Source organism: Streptomyces sp. NPDC000075 (assembly GCF_040301925.1).
Taxonomy (GTDB): Bacteria; Actinomycetota; Actinomycetes; order Streptomycetales; family Streptomycetaceae; genus Streptomyces; species Streptomyces polychromogenes.
This window is the reverse complement of sequence record NZ_JBEPFL010000018.1, coordinates 41,774-58,414: the sequence shown is the minus strand read 5'-3', so window position 1 is coordinate 58,414 and position 16,641 is coordinate 41,774. Positions and strand designations below refer to the sequence as shown.

At 72.2% G+C, this 16,641-nt stretch carries 14 protein-coding genes; 1 reads left to right on the top strand and 13 read right to left on the bottom strand.

Annotated elements, in window-relative coordinates:
* Nucleotides 1-4: 4 nt before the first annotated feature.
* Nucleotides 5-280, bottom strand: coding sequence for a hypothetical protein (locus ABT403_RS21435; RefSeq protein WP_344156523.1), 276 nt, complete (start codon nt 278-280; stop codon nt 5-7).
* A gap of 106 nt (nt 281-386) precedes the next feature.
* A complete protein-coding gene (locus tag ABT403_RS21430; RefSeq protein ID WP_344156520.1) occupies nt 387-1,277 on the bottom strand; it encodes a DUF4429 domain-containing protein in 891 nt (296 codons plus the stop codon).
* Nucleotides 1,278-1,340: 63 nt separating this feature from the next.
* On the opposite strand from ABT403_RS21430, the gene ABT403_RS21425 reads away from it, so the two are divergent.
* Entirely contained in the window at nt 1,341-2,960 is a 1,620-nt protein-coding gene (locus ABT403_RS21425; protein ID WP_344156517.1) for a beta-N-acetylhexosaminidase, read from the top strand.
* A 9-nt stretch (nt 2,961-2,969) separates the two neighbouring features.
* Here the strand turns inward: ABT403_RS21425 and ABT403_RS21420 are convergent, their stop codons facing one another.
* From ABT403_RS21420 to ABT403_RS21370, 11 genes are all read right to left on the bottom strand, one after another.
* The gene (locus ABT403_RS21420) at nt 2,970-4,211 is read right to left on the bottom strand and encodes a serine hydrolase domain-containing protein (RefSeq protein WP_344156514.1); all 1,242 of its coding nucleotides are present in this window, start codon (nt 4,209-4,211) and stop codon (nt 2,970-2,972) included.
* 121 nt (nt 4,212-4,332) lie between these two features.
* Complete coding sequence (locus ABT403_RS21415; protein WP_344156511.1) at nt 4,333-4,872, bottom strand: hypothetical protein; 540 nt, start codon at nt 4,870-4,872, stop codon at nt 4,333-4,335.
* 157 nt (nt 4,873-5,029) lie between these two features.
* Entirely contained in the window at nt 5,030-6,811 is a 1,782-nt protein-coding gene (locus ABT403_RS21410; RefSeq protein WP_344156508.1) for an IucA/IucC family protein, read from the bottom strand.
* Nucleotides 6,808-7,395, bottom strand: coding sequence for a GNAT family N-acetyltransferase (locus tag ABT403_RS21405; RefSeq protein WP_344156505.1), 588 nt, complete (start codon nt 7,393-7,395; stop codon nt 6,808-6,810). The genes ABT403_RS21410 and ABT403_RS21405 overlap by 4 nt, the downstream gene beginning before the upstream one ends.
* A complete protein-coding gene (locus tag ABT403_RS21400) occupies nt 7,392-8,693 on the bottom strand; it encodes a lysine N(6)-hydroxylase/L-ornithine N(5)-oxygenase family protein (protein ID WP_344156502.1) in 1,302 nt (433 codons plus the stop codon). Before ABT403_RS21400 ends, ABT403_RS21405 begins: the two co-directional genes overlap by 4 nt.
* Nucleotides 8,677-10,176 carry a pyridoxal phosphate-dependent decarboxylase family protein gene (locus ABT403_RS21395; RefSeq protein WP_344156499.1) on the bottom strand — a complete coding sequence of 500 codons (1,500 nt, stop codon included), beginning with the start codon at nt 10,174-10,176 and terminating at the stop codon, nt 8,677-8,679. Before ABT403_RS21395 ends, ABT403_RS21400 begins: the two co-directional genes overlap by 17 nt.
* A 137-nt stretch (nt 10,177-10,313) precedes the next feature.
* Nucleotides 10,314-11,258 carry a siderophore-interacting protein gene (locus ABT403_RS21390; protein WP_344156496.1) on the bottom strand — a complete coding sequence of 315 codons (945 nt, stop codon included), beginning with the start codon at nt 11,256-11,258 and terminating at the stop codon, nt 10,314-10,316.
* Between the two features lie 26 nt (nt 11,259-11,284).
* Entirely contained in the window at nt 11,285-12,328 is a 1,044-nt protein-coding gene (locus tag ABT403_RS21385) for an ABC transporter substrate-binding protein (protein ID WP_344156493.1), read from the bottom strand.
* Nucleotides 12,329-12,513: 185 nt separating this feature from the next.
* Nucleotides 12,514-13,674 (bottom strand): acyl-CoA dehydrogenase family protein, encoded by a 1,161-nt coding sequence (locus ABT403_RS21380; RefSeq protein ID WP_344156490.1) that lies wholly within the window; start codon nt 13,672-13,674, stop codon nt 12,514-12,516.
* Between the two features lie 7 nt (nt 13,675-13,681).
* Nucleotides 13,682-14,602, bottom strand: a complete 921-nt coding sequence (locus tag ABT403_RS21375; RefSeq protein ID WP_344156842.1) for a hydroxymethylglutaryl-CoA lyase — start codon at nt 14,600-14,602, stop codon at nt 13,682-13,684.
* An 11-nt stretch (nt 14,603-14,613) separates the two neighbouring features.
* A complete protein-coding gene (locus ABT403_RS21370) occupies nt 14,614-16,638 on the bottom strand; it encodes an acetyl/propionyl/methylcrotonyl-CoA carboxylase subunit alpha (protein ID WP_344156487.1) in 2,025 nt (674 codons plus the stop codon).
* Nucleotides 16,639-16,641: the final 3 nt, after the last annotated feature.

The following is a 16,641-nucleotide window of genomic DNA, read 5'->3' as shown; positions in this document are numbered from 1 at the left end:
CGCCTCAGCCGTAGACGATGCGGCGCAGCTGCCGGAGCGAGAGCTCCGGGGGCGCCACGGCGCGGTGCGGCAGTTCCGCCGCGATCCGCTCGAAGATCTCCGCGTTGACCGCTCCGCCGGACTGCAGCTCCCGGTGGCGGCGACGGACGAACTCCTCGGTCGTCTCGTCGAAGTACGCGAGCACGTCGAGCACCACCCGGGCGGCCTCGCCGCGCTGCAGCGCGGTGGTGCGTACCAGGTGGTCGACGAGGTCGTCATGGGACGGTCGGCGGTCGAGCACCAGTAGATATTGACGGCCCGGGGGCAGAAACGCAAAGATCCTGCCCGGAATCGGGCAGGATCGCGCTGGTCTGGACCAGGGAATAGGTGATTCCGGTCTTGTTTGGTTAGAAACCGCCCAAAATGGCGGCCTTCGCCGCGGAGAACTCCTCCGGCGTCAGGACCCCGCTCCGGTGCAGCTCCCCCAGCTCGCGCAGGCGGCGCAGCAGGGTGTCGTGGTCGGCCGGCTCGCCCGCCAGGGCCGGGGCCGCGTCCGCCAGGGGGAGGGCGGCGGGAGCACCCGCCGACGGGTCCGGGGCCGCCGGGTGGGGCATCCGCACCGCCACCGCCGCCGCGACCAGTGCCATCAGCGGGTCCTTCTTGAAGCCGAAGAGCTCCACCGCGCAGGGGTCGTACTTGGGCGCGGGGGCCGGCGGGGCACCCGTCAGGGTGAAGCGCAGCCAGCCGTTCTCCAGGCCCTTCGACGGGGCCCACTCCACCGCCCGCAGGTCCGCGACCCGGAACTCGCGCGGGCCGCCCGAGGACTTCGCGTCCTCGGTGGTCCAGTTCCACTCCAGCACCACCCGGTCGCCGTCGAAGGCGGCCGTCCCGTCGCCCGCGCCGACCGTGATCGGCACCGGCGGGCCCGGCAGCAGGTACGCGTCCGAGGGACCGGGGTCCACGCCGTCCAGCAGCAGCGCATTGCGCACCTCGTCCACGAAGTACTCCGCCACCCCGGCCCGGTCCGCCTCCACGGTCAGCCGGTAGGGGTCCGAGGACTCCGGCAGCCGCCCGCCCGTCACCTGGAGCAGCGGGTCCGCGCCGTCGCGCAGGCGCAGCCGCAGCCGCCCGGACTTGCGGCCCGGCTCGTAGCTGATCCCCCCGATGGCGCGCAGCGGCACGACCACCTCACCGAGCTGCTGCCGCAGCAGCCCCACCCCCTTGTCGCGGCCCGGCACGATCCGCACCGCGTCCCCGTCGAAGGTCCACGTACCGTCCTTCTGGATGATTTCCGCCATCCGGGGATTCTCGCACCGGTATGTGGGGCCCGGGTGGAGACCGTTTGGCCTATATCTGGGCACATGAGAGTCCCGCGAGTACCGCGCCGCACGCTCGGCACCCTGTGCTCCCTCCTGCTCCTGACCGCCGCCGTCTCCTGCACCGCGGCGCACGGCGACGACGCCAAGCCGGCCGCCGCCGCCCTCACCCCGTACGAGCGGCTCCTGCCCGCGCCGGCCTCCGTACGGGCCGAGGGCCCCGGGTACGCCTTCGGGGCGGGCACCGTCATCCGCGCCGGCGGCCCCGGCTCGCCCGAGGAGGTCCGGCGGATCGGCGAGCTCCTCGCGGAGCAGCTGCGCGGGCCGACCGGGCTGCCGTTGCCGGTGGCGGACGGGCCGGACGGGCCGGACGGAACCGGCGGCGAGGGCGGCGACGGGGTGCGGCTGCGGCTCGACGGCGGGGCCGGGGAGCTGGGCGAGGAGGGCTACCGGCTCCGGGCCACCCCCTCCGGCGTCACCCTCACCGCCCGCACCCCGGCCGGCCTCTTCCACGCGGCCCAGACGCTGCGCCAGCTGCTGCCGGTGCGGGGGGCGGGGACCGTCCCGGGCGGAACGGTGACGGACACCCCCCGCTTCGCCTACCGCGGCGCGATGGTCGACGTCGCCCGCCACCACTTCCCGGTGGAGCAGGTGAAGCGGTACGTCGACCAGCTCGCCCAGTACAAGATCAACACCCTGCACGTGCACCTCACCGACGACCAGGGCTGGCGGATCGCCGTCGACTCCTGGCCCCGGCTCGCCGAGTACGGCGGCGGGAGCGAGGTCGGCGGCGGGCCGGGCGGCTCCTGGTCCAAGGAGGAGTACCGCGACCTGGTCGCCTACGCGGCGGACCGCTACGTCACCCTCGTCCCCGAGATCGACATGCCCGGCCACGTCAACGCCGCCCAGGCCGCCTACGGCGAGCTGACCTGCGACGGCAAGGCGCCCGCGCGCTACACCGGCGTCAAGGTCGGCTTCAGCTCCCTGTGCGTGGGCAAGGAGCGCACCTACGAGTTCGTCGACGACGTCCTCGGCGAACTCGCCGCCCTCACCCCCGGCCCCTACCTCCACATCGGCGGCGACGAGGCCCACTCCACCCCGGCGGCCGACTACGCGCGCTTCATGGACCGCGCCCAGGCGGTGGTGGCCCGGCACGGCAAGACGGTGATGGCCTGGCACCAGCTGGCCGCCGCCCGCCCGGCGCCCGGAGCGGTCCTCCAGTACTGGGGCCATGACCGGACCCCGGCCACGGAGAAGGCGGCGGTGGCCGCCGCCGCGAAGTCGGGCCACCGCCTGGTCCTCTCCCCGGCGGACCACGCCTACCTGGACATGAAGTACGACGAGCGCACCAAGCCCGGCCTGGCCTGGGCCGGTTACGTCCCCACCCGCCGCGCCTACTCCTGGGATCCGGGCTCCTACCTCCCGGACGTCCCCGAATCCGCGGTCCTGGGCGTGGAGGCCCCGCTCTGGACGGAGACCGTCGCCACCCGCTCCGACTGGGAGCTGATGGCCTTCCCGCGCCTCCTCAGCCTCGCGGAACTGGCCTGGTCCCCGGCCGGCGCCCTCTCCTGGCCCGCCCACCGCGACCGCCTCGCCGCCCAGGGCCCCCGCCTGGACGCCCAGGACGTCATCTACTACCGCGACCCGGAGGTGCCGTGGCCGTAGCCGTCCGGATCAGCCCGTGCGCGGCGCGAGCTGCCGGTGGCTCGGGTAGACGTGCTCCGGGGTGACGATCTCCGTGACCGCCTGGCCGAAGAGGGTGCTCGGCTCCTGGCCGTCGTGGCGGGAGTCGGTGTTGAGGACGATGACCATCGTCGCCCCGGCCTGCGGGAGGTGGACCGGCAGGACCTCGTAGCCGGGGATCGAGCCGTTGTGGCCGATCCAGCCCTGGACGTCGAAGATGCCGAGTCCGTAGCCGGCGCCGGGCACGTCCATCGGGGTGGTCTTCAGCCGCTCCGCCTGGGTCGCGGGCTTCAGCAGGGTGCCGGTGGCCAGGGTGCGGGCCCAGCTGCGCAGGTCGTCGAGGTCCGAGACCATCGCGCCGGCCGCCCAGGCCCAGGAGGGGTTCCAGCCGGTCGCGTCCTCGGTCCGGCCCGAGGCCGTCTGGTCGCTGTAGCCGCGGGCGTACGGGTCGGGGAGCGCGGCGGTCGTGGGGAAGACCGTGGAGCGCAGGCCCGCCGGCCCCAGGACGTCACGGGTGATGACCTCGTGGAGCGGGCGGCCGGTGAGCTTCTCGACGACCAGGCCGAGCAGGACCAGGTTGGTGTTGGAGTAGGCGAAGCGGGCGCCCGGCTCGAACTGCGGCCCGTGCCTGAAGGAGTAGTCCAGCAGTTGGCGGGGGGAGAAGGACCGGTTCGGGTCGGCCAGGAACGCCTTGTCGAAGTCCGGGTCCTCGCTGTAGTTGAACAGCCCGCTGCGCATGCCCGCCAGTTGCCGCAGGGTGATCCGGTCGCCGTTCGGGACGCCCGTGACGTACGTGCCGATGGGGTCGTCCAGGCCGGCCCTGCCCCGGTCGACCTGCCGCAGGAGGGCGGTGACGGTGAACGTCTTGGTCTCGCTGCCGATGCGCACGTGCAGCGGGCGGGTCATGGGCGCGCCCGTCGCCTTGTCGGCGGTGCCGAAGCTCTTGACGTAGCTGCCCCGGCCGGGGGCCCACAGCCCCACCGTCACCCCGGGCACGTCCGCCTCGCGCATCACCCGCCGCACGGCGGCGTCGAGCCGCGCCACCACGTCCGGCGTGAGCTGCCGGAAGACGGGGGCGGCGGTGGACGCCGAGGCCGAGGGGGGTGGGGACGGGGGCGGGAGCGGGATGCCGGGCACCGCGTACGCGGGAGCGGCGAGCGCCGGTGCGAGGAGTGCGCCGGTGGCGGCGGCGGCCGCGCAGGCCCGGCGCAGCCGGAGGTGGGAAGGTTTCACCGCGCCGCTCCTCCCGTCCGGGAACCCGGGCAGGAACTCAGCGTAGGTCCGGGGCCGGAGCGGCGCACGGTGAGCCCCGGCCGGCTGCCGCTGCGCCGGCCGGGGCGCGGAAGGCCGGGCCTCAGTTCCAGGCGGCCGGCGCCGAGGGGTAGGACGGCGCCCCGGTGGGGACCGGGGTGTACGGCGGAACCGTTGTGGGGGTACCGGTCGGGACCGGGGTGTAGTCCGGGGACGAGGTCGGGGCCGGGGTGTAGGAGGGCGGCACCGAGGGATAGACCGGGGTGCCCGTCGGCGTCGGGGTGTAGGCCGGGGTGTCCGTCGGCTTGGGCGTGTAGGCCGGGGTGCCCGTCGGTACCGGGGTGTAGGCCGGGGTGCCCGTCGGCGTCGGCGTGTACGGCGGCCGGGTGGGTGACGGGGTGTAGGCCGGGGACGGCGTGTACGGCGGCCGGGTGGGTGAGGGGGTGTAGGCCGGGGACGGGGTGTACGGCGGCCGGGCCGGTGAGGGGGTGTAGTCCGGGGCCGTGGTCGGGGTGGTCCGGAAGGCGGGAGCCGCGAAGGCGGCCGGCACCGGGGCTTCCTGGTGGGCGGCCGTGGTGAAGGCGGCGGTGAGGGCGGCTGCGCCGCCTATGGTCAGGGCGGCCAGCGTGCGGCGTGCGGTCATGCGGTTCCCCCGTGAGTCGCGTTGATCGTTTCGGGGAGAGCCAAACACCGGCCGCTGAAGGGGCGCAAGCACCATACGCGCCGAACCCGCGTCGAGGCCGGGACGGGCGTGGCGTCGAGGGACCGTATCGACGTCACGCCCGCCCCGGCGGGGGCCGTCAGCGCCGGGCGAAGGGCGCGACGGGGTTCTGGAGGGTGCCGACCAGCTGGAGGGCCGCCGCCGGGTCGGCCAGGTCGACCATCTGCTTGTTGTCGCGCAGCTGGAGGCGGTTGAGGCAGGACAACTGGAACTCGGCGGTGAAGAGGTCGTAGCGGGCGAAACGGTCCTCCAGGGCGGGGACGGAGGCCTGGTAGTCGTGGGCGCAGTCGGCCACCGCCCGCCAGAACGTGTCCTCGTCGCAGATGCCCTCCGTGACCAGGATCGAGTTCAGGAAGCGGAAGAAGCAGTCGAAGACGTCCGTGAAGACCGACAGGAGCTTCATGTCCTCCGGGATGTCGGCCCGGATGCGCTCCACCGCCGGCGGGAGCACCGCGTCCGGGTCCATGACCACGATCTCCTCGGCGATGTCCTTGAAGACCGCCCGCTGGACCACCCCGTCCTTGATCACCAGGATCGTGTTCTCGCCGTGCGGCATGTAGGCGAGGTCGTACTGGTAGAAGCAGTGCAGCAGGGGCAGCAGGTACGCGCGGAGGTAGGGCTTCAGCCACTGCGCCGGAGTGAGGCCCGACTCGGCGATCAGGGCGCCGACGAAGGACTTGCCCTCCGCGTCCACGTGGAGCAGCGAGGCCATCGTGGCCAGCCGCTCGCCCTCCCCGAGGGAGCCCACCGGGGACTCGCGCCACAGCGCGGCCAGCATCTTGCGGTACGGGGAGTAGCGGTCCGTCGCGCGCTCGTACTGGCGGTGGTGGTAGCCGATGGCGGCGCGCTCGCGGATGATCGAGAAGTCGACCGACCGCAGGACCTCGTCCCCCTCGATCAGCTGGTGCAGCCAGTCGTTGATCGCCGGGGTGGCCTCCATGTAGGCGGCCGACAGCCCGCGCATGAAGCCCATGTTGAGGACCGAGATGGCCGTCTTCACGTAGTGCTTCGTGGGGGTGGTGGTGTTGAAGAAGGTCCGGATCGACTGCTGGGCGAGGTAGGCGTCCTCGCCCTCGCCGAGCAGGACCAGGCGGCGGTTGGCGATCTCGGCGGCGAAGGTGACCGTCGTCTTGTTCCACCACTGCCAGGGGTGGACGGGCAGGAAGTGGTAGTCCGACGGGTCCAGGCCGAGGGCCGTCAGCTTCGCCGAGAAGCCGGCGACCGCCGCCTCGCCCAGTTCCTCGCGCATGAACGTGTCGTGGTCCAGGCCCGCGCCCGCCGTGAAGGTGGAGACGTCCTTGTGGGCGGCGGCCCACACCAGGTGGACCGGGTTCGCGGTCTCCGGGGCGTAGGCGCGGTACTCGTGGACGCCGAAGCCCAGGCGGCCGTTGTTGGCCACGAAGCAGGGGTGGCCCTCGGTCATGCCCGTCTCGATGTCCTGGAAGGAGGACTTCGCGAGGACCGCGGAGGGGGTCTGGGGCTTGGTGTACTTGTAGCCCGTGCCGGCCAGGGTGGAGGAGATCTCCTCCAGGTAGACCGGGAGCACCTCCGCGTTCAGGCCCAGGGTCTCCCGCAGTTCTATGTGGAAGTCCAGGGCGTCGAGTTCCGCCTCCGCGCCGCCGACCCGGCGGGTGACGGACTCCTCGTCCACGGACCAGTGGTCCAGGGCGTGGCGGACCGCGCGGAAGCGGTACTCGACCGTGCCGTCGTCGGAGAGCACGCGGTAGTGGTCCTCGCCGAGGGGCTCGGGGGTCAGCAGGCGCTCGTGGGAGAACTCCGCGAGGGCCTTGCGGACCAGCGCGCGGTTGGCGCGGGCCCACAGCTCGGGGCTGAGGTGGGCGATGTCGGCGGAGAGGTTCATATCGAGACCCCGGTGGTGAGGGCGGTGGCCGCCTCGAACCGGGCGCGGGTGCAGAAGCTGAGGAGGGCTTCCTTCTCCGGCTTGGTGACGGGGCCTTCGGGGATGAAGCCGACCGCCTCGTTGAGGGCGTGGACGGCCGTGTTGCGCACGTCCGGCTCGACGACGACGCGCGCGGTGGCCGGGTCGGCGAAGAGGGCCGCCATGACCGTGGTGATGACGGCGCGGGTGAAGCCGGAGACGGGGGTGTCGGTCGGGGCGACCAGGAAGTGCATGCCCACGTCCCCCGGCTGCGCGTCGTACAGGCCGACGAGCTCCAGGTGCGCGGGGTCGTAGCTCTCCATCAGGAAGGCCGGGCGGTCCTCGTGGAAGCCGAGGAAGGCCTGGTGGTGCTCGTGCGCGGTGATGCGCACGTACTCGCGCTCCACGTCCGGGAGGGTGGCGTCCTGCATCATCCAGAACGCGGCCTTCGGGTGGGTGACCCAGGCGTGCAGCAGCTCCGCGTCCGAGAACGGGTCCAGGGGCCGGATCGAGAAGGCGCCGAGGGCGGGATCGGTGCGGGTGAAGAGGGTCTCGGTGGTGCTCATGCGTGGCTGCCTTCCGGGGCCGCGAACTGCTGGAACGCGATGGACTTCTCGACCTTGTAGTACTCGCGGCCGAGGAGCTCTCCGACGATGTACGCGTTGCGGTACGCGGCCATGCCCAGGTCGGGCGAGGTGAGGGAGTGGTTGTGGGTGGTGCCGTTCTGGAGGTAGACCCCGCGGCCGGTGACGTCGACGGCGTAGTTGCGGCCGGCGTCGAGGCGGCCGTGGCCGTCGAAGTTCAGGCGGTCGCGGACCGGGGCCAGGAACTCGGGGACGCGGTACTTGTAGCCCGTGGCGAGGACCAGGCCCTCGGTGGTGAGGGAGAAGTCGCGCTCCTGCTCCTCCTGGCGCAGCCCCAGGGTGTACGTGCCCGTGGTGGTGTCGTAGGCCGTGCTGTTCAGGGAGGTGTTGGTGAGCAGGGTCGTGGGCACCGGGCCCGGCATGGTGATCTTCTTCTGGTAGAGCAGGTCGAAGATGGCGTTGATGAGGTCGCCGTCGATGCCCTTGAAGAGGTTCTTCTGCCGGGTCTCCAGCCGGTAGCGGGTCTCCTCGGGGAGGGCGTGGAAGTAGTCCACGTACTCCGGGGAGGTCATCTCCAGGGTGAGCTTGGTGTACTCCAGCGGGAAGAAGCGCGGGGAGCGCGTGACCCAGTTGAGCCGGTAGCCGTGGACGTCGATCTCGGCGAGGAGGTCGTAGTAGATCTCGGCGGCGCTCTGGCCCGAGCCGATCAGGGTGATCGACTTCTTCTTCTGGAGGGCCTCCTTGTGCTCCATGTACGAGGAGTTGTGGAGGAAGTCGCCGCCGAGGTTCTCGCAGGACGCGGGGACGTGCGGCGGGGTGCCGGTGCCGAGGACCAGGCGGCGGGCCCGGAACGTTTCGCCGCGGTCCGTGCGCACCTCGTACACGCCGGCGGCCTCGTCGTAGGTGACCTCGGTGACGGAGGTGGAGTACCGGACGTTGTCGAGCCGGTCGGCGGCCCAGCGGCAGTAGTCGTTGTACTCGGCGCGCAGCGGGTAGAAGTTCTCGCGGATGTAGAAGGAGTACAGCCGGTCCCTGTCCTTCAGGTAGTTCAGGAAGGAGAAGGGCGAGGTCGGGTCCGCGAGGGTGACCAGGTCCGACATGAACGGCGTCTGGAGGTGCGCGCCGTCGAGGAACATCCCGGCGTGCCACTCGAAGTGCGGCTTCGACTCGATGAACAGGCCGTCCAGCTCGTCGATCGGCGCGGTGAGGCAGGCCAGTCCCAGGTTGAAGGGGCCCAGGCCGATGCCGATGAAGTCGTAGGGCTCAGTGGTGGACGGCAAGGGACTCTCCCAGGAACTGCTCGGCGTGTGCGGCGACGAGGTCGAGGACGGCCGTGATGTCGGCCGTCGTGGTCTGCGGGTTGAGGAGGGTGAACTTCAGGTACTGCTTCCCGTCGACCTTGGTCCCGGCGACGACGGCCTCGCCGGAGGCGAACAGCGCCTTGCGGGCGTGCAGCTGGGCCTCGTCGAGGAGGTCGGGGCGCGGGCCGTCGCCGTCGGTGGCGGGGACGTAGCGGAAGACCAGGGTGGAGAGCTGCGGCTTGACGACCACCTCGAAGCGGGGGTCGGCGTCGAGGATCTCCCAGCCGGCGGCGGCGAGGCCGACGACCTCGTCGAAGAGCGAGCCGACGCCGTCGGCGCCCATGACGCGCAGGGTCATCCAGAGCTTGAGGGCGTCGAAGCGGCGGGTGGTCTGGATGGACTTGTCGACCTGGTTGGGGATCCGCTCCTCGGCCATCCGGCGCGGGTTGAGGTAGTCCGCGTGGTACGTGGCGTGCTTGAGGGTGTCGCGGTCACGGACCAGTACGGCGCTGGAACTCACGGGCTGGAAGAAGGACTTGTGGTAGTCCACGGTGACCGAGTCGGCGTGCTCGATGCCGTCGAGGAGGTGCCGGCGGGTGGGGGAGACCAGCAGTCCGCAGCCGTAGGCGGCGTCCACGTGCATCCAGGCGGAGTGCTCGGAGGCCAGGCGGGCGATCTCGGGGAGCGGGTCGATGGACCCGAAGTCGGTGGTGCCGGCGGTGGCGACGACGGCCATGGGGAAGAGGCCCTCGGCGGCGCACTCCTCCAGTTCCAGGGCGAGTACGGAGGTGTCCATCCGGCGGGCCCGGTCGACGGGGACCGCGATGACCGCCTCGTAGCCCAGGCCGAGCATGGCGGCCGACTTCTGCACGCTGAAGTGGCTGGCCTCGGAGGTGAAGATGCGCAGTTTGGGGAGGAGTTCGGCCTTGGTGAGCTCGGTGCCCGCGTCCAGGGCGCGCTTCATGACGATCCGGCAGGCCTCGTCGCGGGCGAGGAGCAGGGCGTGGAAGTTCGACTGGCTGCCGCCGGAGGTGAAGACGCCGTCCGCGCCCTCGCCGAGGCCGATGCGGCGGGCGGTCCATTCGATGAGGCGGCGCTCGATGAGCGTGCCGCCGATGGACTGGTCCCAGGTGTCGAGGGAGGAGTTGACGGCCGACAGGACGGCTTCGCCGACCACCGCGGGGATGACGACCGGGCAGTTGAGGTGGCCCAGGTAGCGCGGGTGGTGGAAGTAGACGGCGTCGCGCAGGTACACGTCCTCCAGCTCGTCCAGGGCGGCGGAGGCGTCGCCCAGGGGGCGGTCGAGGTCGATGCCGTCGATGACCGGGGTGAGTTCGTCCACGGAGATGCCGGTGTGGGGGCGCCGCGTCGTCGCGAGTTTGGCGGCGACGCGGTCGACGCCCTCGGTGACGGTGCGCCGGTACAGGTCCGCGGTCGTCTCGTTCAGCAGATGCGAGCGCATCAACTTTCCTCCGGGCAGGGGGCGGGGGGTGGGTGCGAGATTTAGGTTAGCCTAACCTAAGTTAGATCACAAATAAGGAAGGGCCCCGGCTGGTGCCGGGGCCCTTCCTCAAATGCCTTGTGAGCAGCGGGAGTTGACTACAGGTCGGACGCCGGGTCCTCGCTCGGGGCCTGGCCCGCGTACGCCTCGGCGAGCAGCTGCTCCTCGCTCGCGCCGAGCCTCCAGTAGCCGGTGAACCGCACCGCGCGGCGGTCGACGGAACGTTCCTGCACCAGGTGGCGGCGTACCGCCCTGACCGTCCCGGCCTCGCCCGCGAGCCAGGCGTACGGGGCCCCGCCGGCGGGGAGTCCGGCGGCGCGCAGCTCGGACAGCACTCTCTCGGCGCGCGCCGGCCCGTCCGTGCCCCGCTCGCGCACGATCCAGGTGATGTCGGTGTCGGCCAGGGTGTGCAGGCCGAGGCGGTCGTCCGCGTGCGGGACCTCGAACCAGGCCTTCACCCGGGTTCCGGCGGGCAGCCGGTCCAGGATCGCGGCGGCCGCCGGCAGGGCGGTCTCGTCCGCGTACATCAGCACCGGGCCGGAGCCCTCCGGCCGCTGGAAGCGGACCGACTTGTTCTCCGCCACGGCCGGGCCGATCGCCATGATCCGCCGGCCGGTGACCGCCCGGCCCGCCCAGCGGGAGGCCGGGGAGGAGTCGCCGTGGAGGACGAAGTCGACGTCCACCTCGACCGCCCCCTCCGCCGTACGCCGCTGCTCGCGCACCGTGTACGAACGCATCACCGGGCGCTCCTCGTCCGGCATCGCCCGCCAGGCCCCGAACCAGGTGTCCTCGTCCGTGGCCGGGAGCTCGGTGTGCTCCCGGTCCCCGACGGGGAGGAAGAGCGAGAGGCTCTGGTCGTAGCCGCCCGAGCGGAAGTCCGCGAGGGACTCGCCGCCGAAGGTCACGCGCAGGAACGAGTGGCCGAGGCGGCGGGTGCGCAGGACTTCGAGGGTGAAGAAGCGGAAGTGCGCGGCGGCCGGGGCCGCGTCGGTGGTGGCGCCGGAAGCGGTGGCGGAAGCGGCGTCGGAAGCGGTGGCGGTCATGCGGAGGTCCCCCCTGGGTTACCGGGTCAGCCGAGCTTCTTGGCGTTCTGGATGGTCTTCGCGAGGTCCTCGAGGATCTGCGCGCACTTCTCGTACGAGTAGATCGGCTCGGTCACGCGCGGGGCGACCTGGCCCGCCTTGACCGCCGGGAGCTCGTTCCAGGTCGGCTTGGCCTTCAGGGCCTCGGGCTGGAGGGCCTGGGTGCGGTTGTCGAGGAGGATGACGTCGGCCTTGTACTTGCCGGCGTTCTCCCAGCTGAGGCTCTCGAAGAAGCCCTGCGGGTCCAGCTTGTCCTGCTCCGGGCTGACGAACTCGACGCCGAGGGACTCGAAGTACTTCAGGTCGGCGGAGGTCTTCGGGGTGGAGACGTAGAACATCTGGTCGGAGCCGGAGCCGACGAGCACCTTGACGCCCGGGTTGGCCTTGACGGCCTCGCGGACCTTGGCGGAGGCGGCGTCGAAACGGGCCTTCGCGTCGGCGCTCTTCTTGGTGTTGAGGTCGGCGCCGAGGGACTTGGCGAGGTCGGCGGTGCGCTCCAGGGCCTTGTCCATGGAGACCTTGTCGCCGACGCCGATGGCGGCGGCCGGGGCCAGCTTGAGGATCTTGTCCTTGGAGGCCTCGGGGACGTACCAGTACAAGCCGTCCCAGGTGTTGGTGGCGAGCAGGTCGGGCCGCAGGGCCGCGTACTTCTCGACGTTGAACTCGTCGTAGACGTTGCCGAGGATCTCGACCTTGGAGATGTCCATCGTGCCGGCCATCGGGTCGGGCTTGCCGTCCGCCAGCTTGGTCGGGCCGAAGACGCCCTTGACCTGCACGCCGTAGTCGTACAGGGCGGCGGCGGTGCCGGTGTAGGCCACGACGTTCTTCGGCGTGGACTTGGCGGTGGCCTCCTTGCCCAGGTCGTCCTTGAAGCTCCAGGCGCCCGACGCGGCACTCGCGCCCTTGTCGGCCGCACCGTCCTTCGCCTTGTCGCCGCCGCCGCACGCGGTGAGCGCCGCGACGAGGCCGAGGGCGCCGCCGGCCGCGATGAGACCGCGGCGGGAGAGGAAGGTGGGGCTGGGCTTGGGCATGTCGGTGTCCGCTTTCGTACGTGCGCTACGAGGGTAGGGCGTTCGGGGGGAAGGTTAGCCTAACCTTGGCCGAAAGCGGTAAGGGGGCCCTAACTTCACCCGGGGCGCACGGGCGCACGACGCGCGAACGGCCCGCGCCGGGGGGCGCGGGCCGTTCGTCGGGACGGTGCGGGACGGGGCCGGGATCAGCCGGCGAAGCCCAGTTCGCGGGCGATGAGCATGCGCTGGACCTCGCTGGTGCCCTCGCCGATCTCCAGGATCTTCGAATCCCGCCACATGCGGGCCACCGGGTACTCGTTCATGAACCCGTAGCCGCCGTGGATCTGCGTGGCGTCGCGGGCGTTGTCGACGGCGACGGTGGAGGAGTACAGCTTCGCGATCGCCGCCTCCTTCTTGAAGGGCTCGCCCGCCACCAGCCGCGAGGCCGCGTCGCGCCAGCCCAGCCGGGCCATGTGGGCGCGCGTCTCCATGTCGGCGAGCTTGAACTGGATGGCCTGGTTGTCGCCGATGGCCTTGCCGAAGGCCTGCCGCTCCTTGGCGTACTTCACCGACTCGTCCACACAGCCCTGCGCCAGACCGGTGGCCAGCGCCGCGATGGCGATGCGGCCCTCGTCGAGGATCCGCAGGAACTGGGCGTAGCCGCGGCCCTCCTGGCCCACCAGGTTGGCGACGGGCACCCGGACCTCGTCGAAGGACAGCTCACGGGTGTCCGAGGAGTTCCAGCCGACCTTGGAGTAGGGCGCCGCCACCGTGAAACCGGGGGTGCCGGACGGGACGATGATCGAGGAGATCTCCGGGCGGCCGTCCGCCTTGCGGCCGGTGACCGCGGTGACCGTGACCAGACCGGTGATGTCCGTACCGGAGTTGGTGATGAAGCACTTGGAGCCGTTGATCACCCACTCGTCGCCGTCCCGGACGGCCGTCGTACGGGTGCCGCCCGCGTCGCTGCCGGCGCCGGGCTCGGTCAGGCCGAACGCGCCGAGCACCTCGCCCGCGCACAGCTTCGGCAGCCACTCCCGCTTCTGCTCCTCGGTGCCGAAGAGGTAGAGGGGCATGGCGCCCAGCGAGACGCCCGCCTCTAGGGTGATGGCCACCGAGGAGTCGACGCGGGCCAGCTCCTCCAGGGCGATGCCGAGCGCGAGGTAGTCGCCGCCCATGCCGCCGTACTCCTCCGGGAAGGGCAGGCCGAACAGGCCCATGCGGCCCATCTCGCGGACGATCTCGTACGGGAACTCGTGGCGCTCGTACAGGTCGCCGATCTTGGGCGCCACCACGTCGTGCGCGAACGCCTCGACGGTACGGCGGAGTTCCTCGTGCTCGGGGGTGAGCCGGTGGTCGAGGGGCATGGCTTCGTTACTCCTTGTGGGAGAGGGCGCGGACGGTACGGGAGGGGCTGGGACGGCCCAGCCGTTCGGCCATCCACACGCTCGTGGCGGTGAGGGCGGCCAGGTCGACCCCGGTCTCGATGCCGAGGCCGTCGAGCATCCACACCAGGTCCTCGGTGGCCAGGTTGCCGGTGGCGCTCTTCGCGTACGGGCAGCCGCCGAGGCCGCCGGCGGAGGCGTCGACCGTGGTCACGCCGTGCTGGAGCGCGGCGAGGGTGTTGGACAGGGCCTGGCCGTAGGTGTCGTGGAAGTGCACGCCGATCCGGTCGGTGCCCACCCCGGCCGCGTTCAGCTCGCCGAGCAGCGCCTGGACGTGGCCGGGGGTGGCGACGCCGATCGTGTCGCCGAGGCTCAGCTCGTCACAGCCCAGGTCCAGCAGGTCCTTGGCGACGCGGACCACCTGGTGGACGGGGACCGCGCCCTCCCAGGGGTCGCCGAAGCACATCGACAGATACCCGCGCACGTGCGCCCCCGCCTCCTTGGCGCGGGCCACGACGGGCTCGAACATGGCCAGGGACTCGGCGACCGTACGGTTCAGGTTGCGCGCGGCGAAGGTCTCGGTGGCCGAGCCGAACACCGCGATGCGGGTGGCGCCGAGGGCGAGCGCGCGGTCGAGGCCGCGCTCGTTGGGCACCAGGACGGGGAGGTCCGCCGGGACGTCGGAGAGCAGCGGGAAGAGCTGCTCGGCGTCCGCCAGCTGGGGCACCCACTTGGGGTGGACGAAGCTGGTGGCCTCGATCGTGGTCAGGCCGGCGGCGGCCAGGCGGTGGACGAACTCGGCCTTCACCTCGGTCGGGACGGCCGTCTTCTCGTTCTGGAGCCCGTCCCGGGCGCCGACCTCGTGGATCCGCACCCGGGGCGGGAGCCCGGCGGGTGCCGGGACGGTCATGGGCAGCCCGTTCACGCGGTCTCCTCCTCGGTCTCGTCCGGGGTGACCACGGCCAGGACCTGGTCCATGGCCACGGTGGTGCCCGGGGTGACGTCGAGCTCGGTGACGGTGCCGGCGTGCGGGGCGGAGATGACGTGCTCCATCTTCATCGCCTCGACGACCAGCAGGCTCTGCCCGGCCGTCACCGTGTCCCCGACGGCCACCTTGACGACGGTGACGGTGCCGGGCATGGGGGCGGCGAGGGTGTCGGCCCCCGCCCTTCCGCTGCCACTGAGGGCTGCGGTGACGGGGTCGTGGTGCTGGACGTGCCAGGAGTCGGCGTCACGCCCGAGCCAGGTCCCCTCCGGGGAGGTGGCGTGGCTGAACCGGTGCGTGACGCCGTCCAGTTCGAGGGTCACGGTGTCGTGGGCGAGGCTGATGATCCGGCCGCGGGCCGGTGAGGCCGCGTTCGCCTCGTCCAGGAGGATCTCCTGCTGCGTGCCCCGCGTCCGGGTGCGGACCGTGACCGGGTCCTGGCCCGGGAGGCGGAAGTGGTGGACCGTCCAGGCGGGGGTGCCGCCCAGGCGCCAGCCGTCGGCGGCGGAGAAGGGGTCCGCCCACGCGCCGGTACGGTCCGGCCCCGCCGGGGACGCCTGGGCCAGCAGCGCGGCCGCCGCGTAGACCTCCGGCGGGACGCCCTCGGGCAGCAGGCCGGACAGGTCCCGCTCCACCAGCCCCGTGTCCAGGTTGCCGGACACCACGTCCGGGTGGGCCAGCAGCCTCCGCAGGAAGCCGGCGTTCGTCTGGACGCCCAGGATCACCGTGTCCGCGAGGGCCCCCCGCAGCATCCGCAGGGCCGTCGCCCGGTCCGGGCCGTGGACGATCACCTTCGACAGCATCGGGTCGTACGTGGACCCCGTGTCCACCCCGGCCACCAGCCCGGAGTCCGTCCGCACCGCACCACCCGAGGGCTCGGACAGGGCCAGCACCGTGCCGCCGGACGGCAGGAACCCGCGCGCCGGGTCCTCCGCGCAGACCCGGGCCTCGATCGCGTGCCCGGTGAGCCGGACGTCGTCCTGCCCGAAGCCCAGCTCCGCCCCGGCCGCCACCCGCAGCTGCTGCTCCACCAGGTCGAGCCCGGTGACCAGCTCCGTGACGGGGTGCTCCACCTGGAGACGGGTGTTCATCTCCATGAAGTAGTACGAGGACGGGTCCCCGCCCGGCACGATGAACTCCACCGTGCCCGCGCCGACGTACCCGCAGGAGCGCGCCGCCTCCACCGCCGCCGCGCCCATCGCGGCCCGGATCTCCGGCGTCAGCAGGACCGACGGGGCCTCCTCGATGACCTTCTGGTGGCGGCGCTGGAGCGAGCACTCGCGCTCGCCGAGGTGCACCACGTTGCCGTGGGCGTCGGCCAGCACCTGGATCTCGATGTGCCGCGGCCGGTCCACCCAGCGCTCCACCAGCAGGGTGTCGTCACCGAAGGAGGAGCGTGCCTCGCGGCGGGCCGCCGCGATCTCCTCCGTGAGCAGGCCCGCGTCCCGGACCAGCCGCATGCCCTTGCCGCCGCCGCCCGCCGAGGGCTTCAGCAGTACCGGCATGCCGATCTTCTCGGCGGCCTCGACCAGTTCGGCGTCCGACAGCCCGCTCCCGGAGGACCCGGGCACCACCGGCACCCCGGCGGCCTTCACGGTCTCCTTGGCCCGGATCTTGTCGCCCATCAGGGAGATCGCCGAGGCGGGCGGCCCGATGAAGGCCAGCCCCGCCTCCGCGCAGGCCTGCGCGAAGGCCGCGTTCTCCGCGAGGAAGCCGTAGCCGGGGTGGACCGCCTCGGCCCCCGTGCGCCGGGCGGCGTCGAGCAGCTTCTCGACCGACAGGTAGCTCTCGGCGGCCGCCGCCGGGCCGATCCGGACGGCCGTGTCGGCCTCCCGTACGTGGCGGGCGTCCGCGTCGGCGTCGCTGAAGACGGCCACGGACCGGATCCCGAGCTCCCGCAGGGTGCGGATGACCCGTACGGCGATCTCGCCCCGGTTCGCCACCAGAACAGTGCTGAACATCTG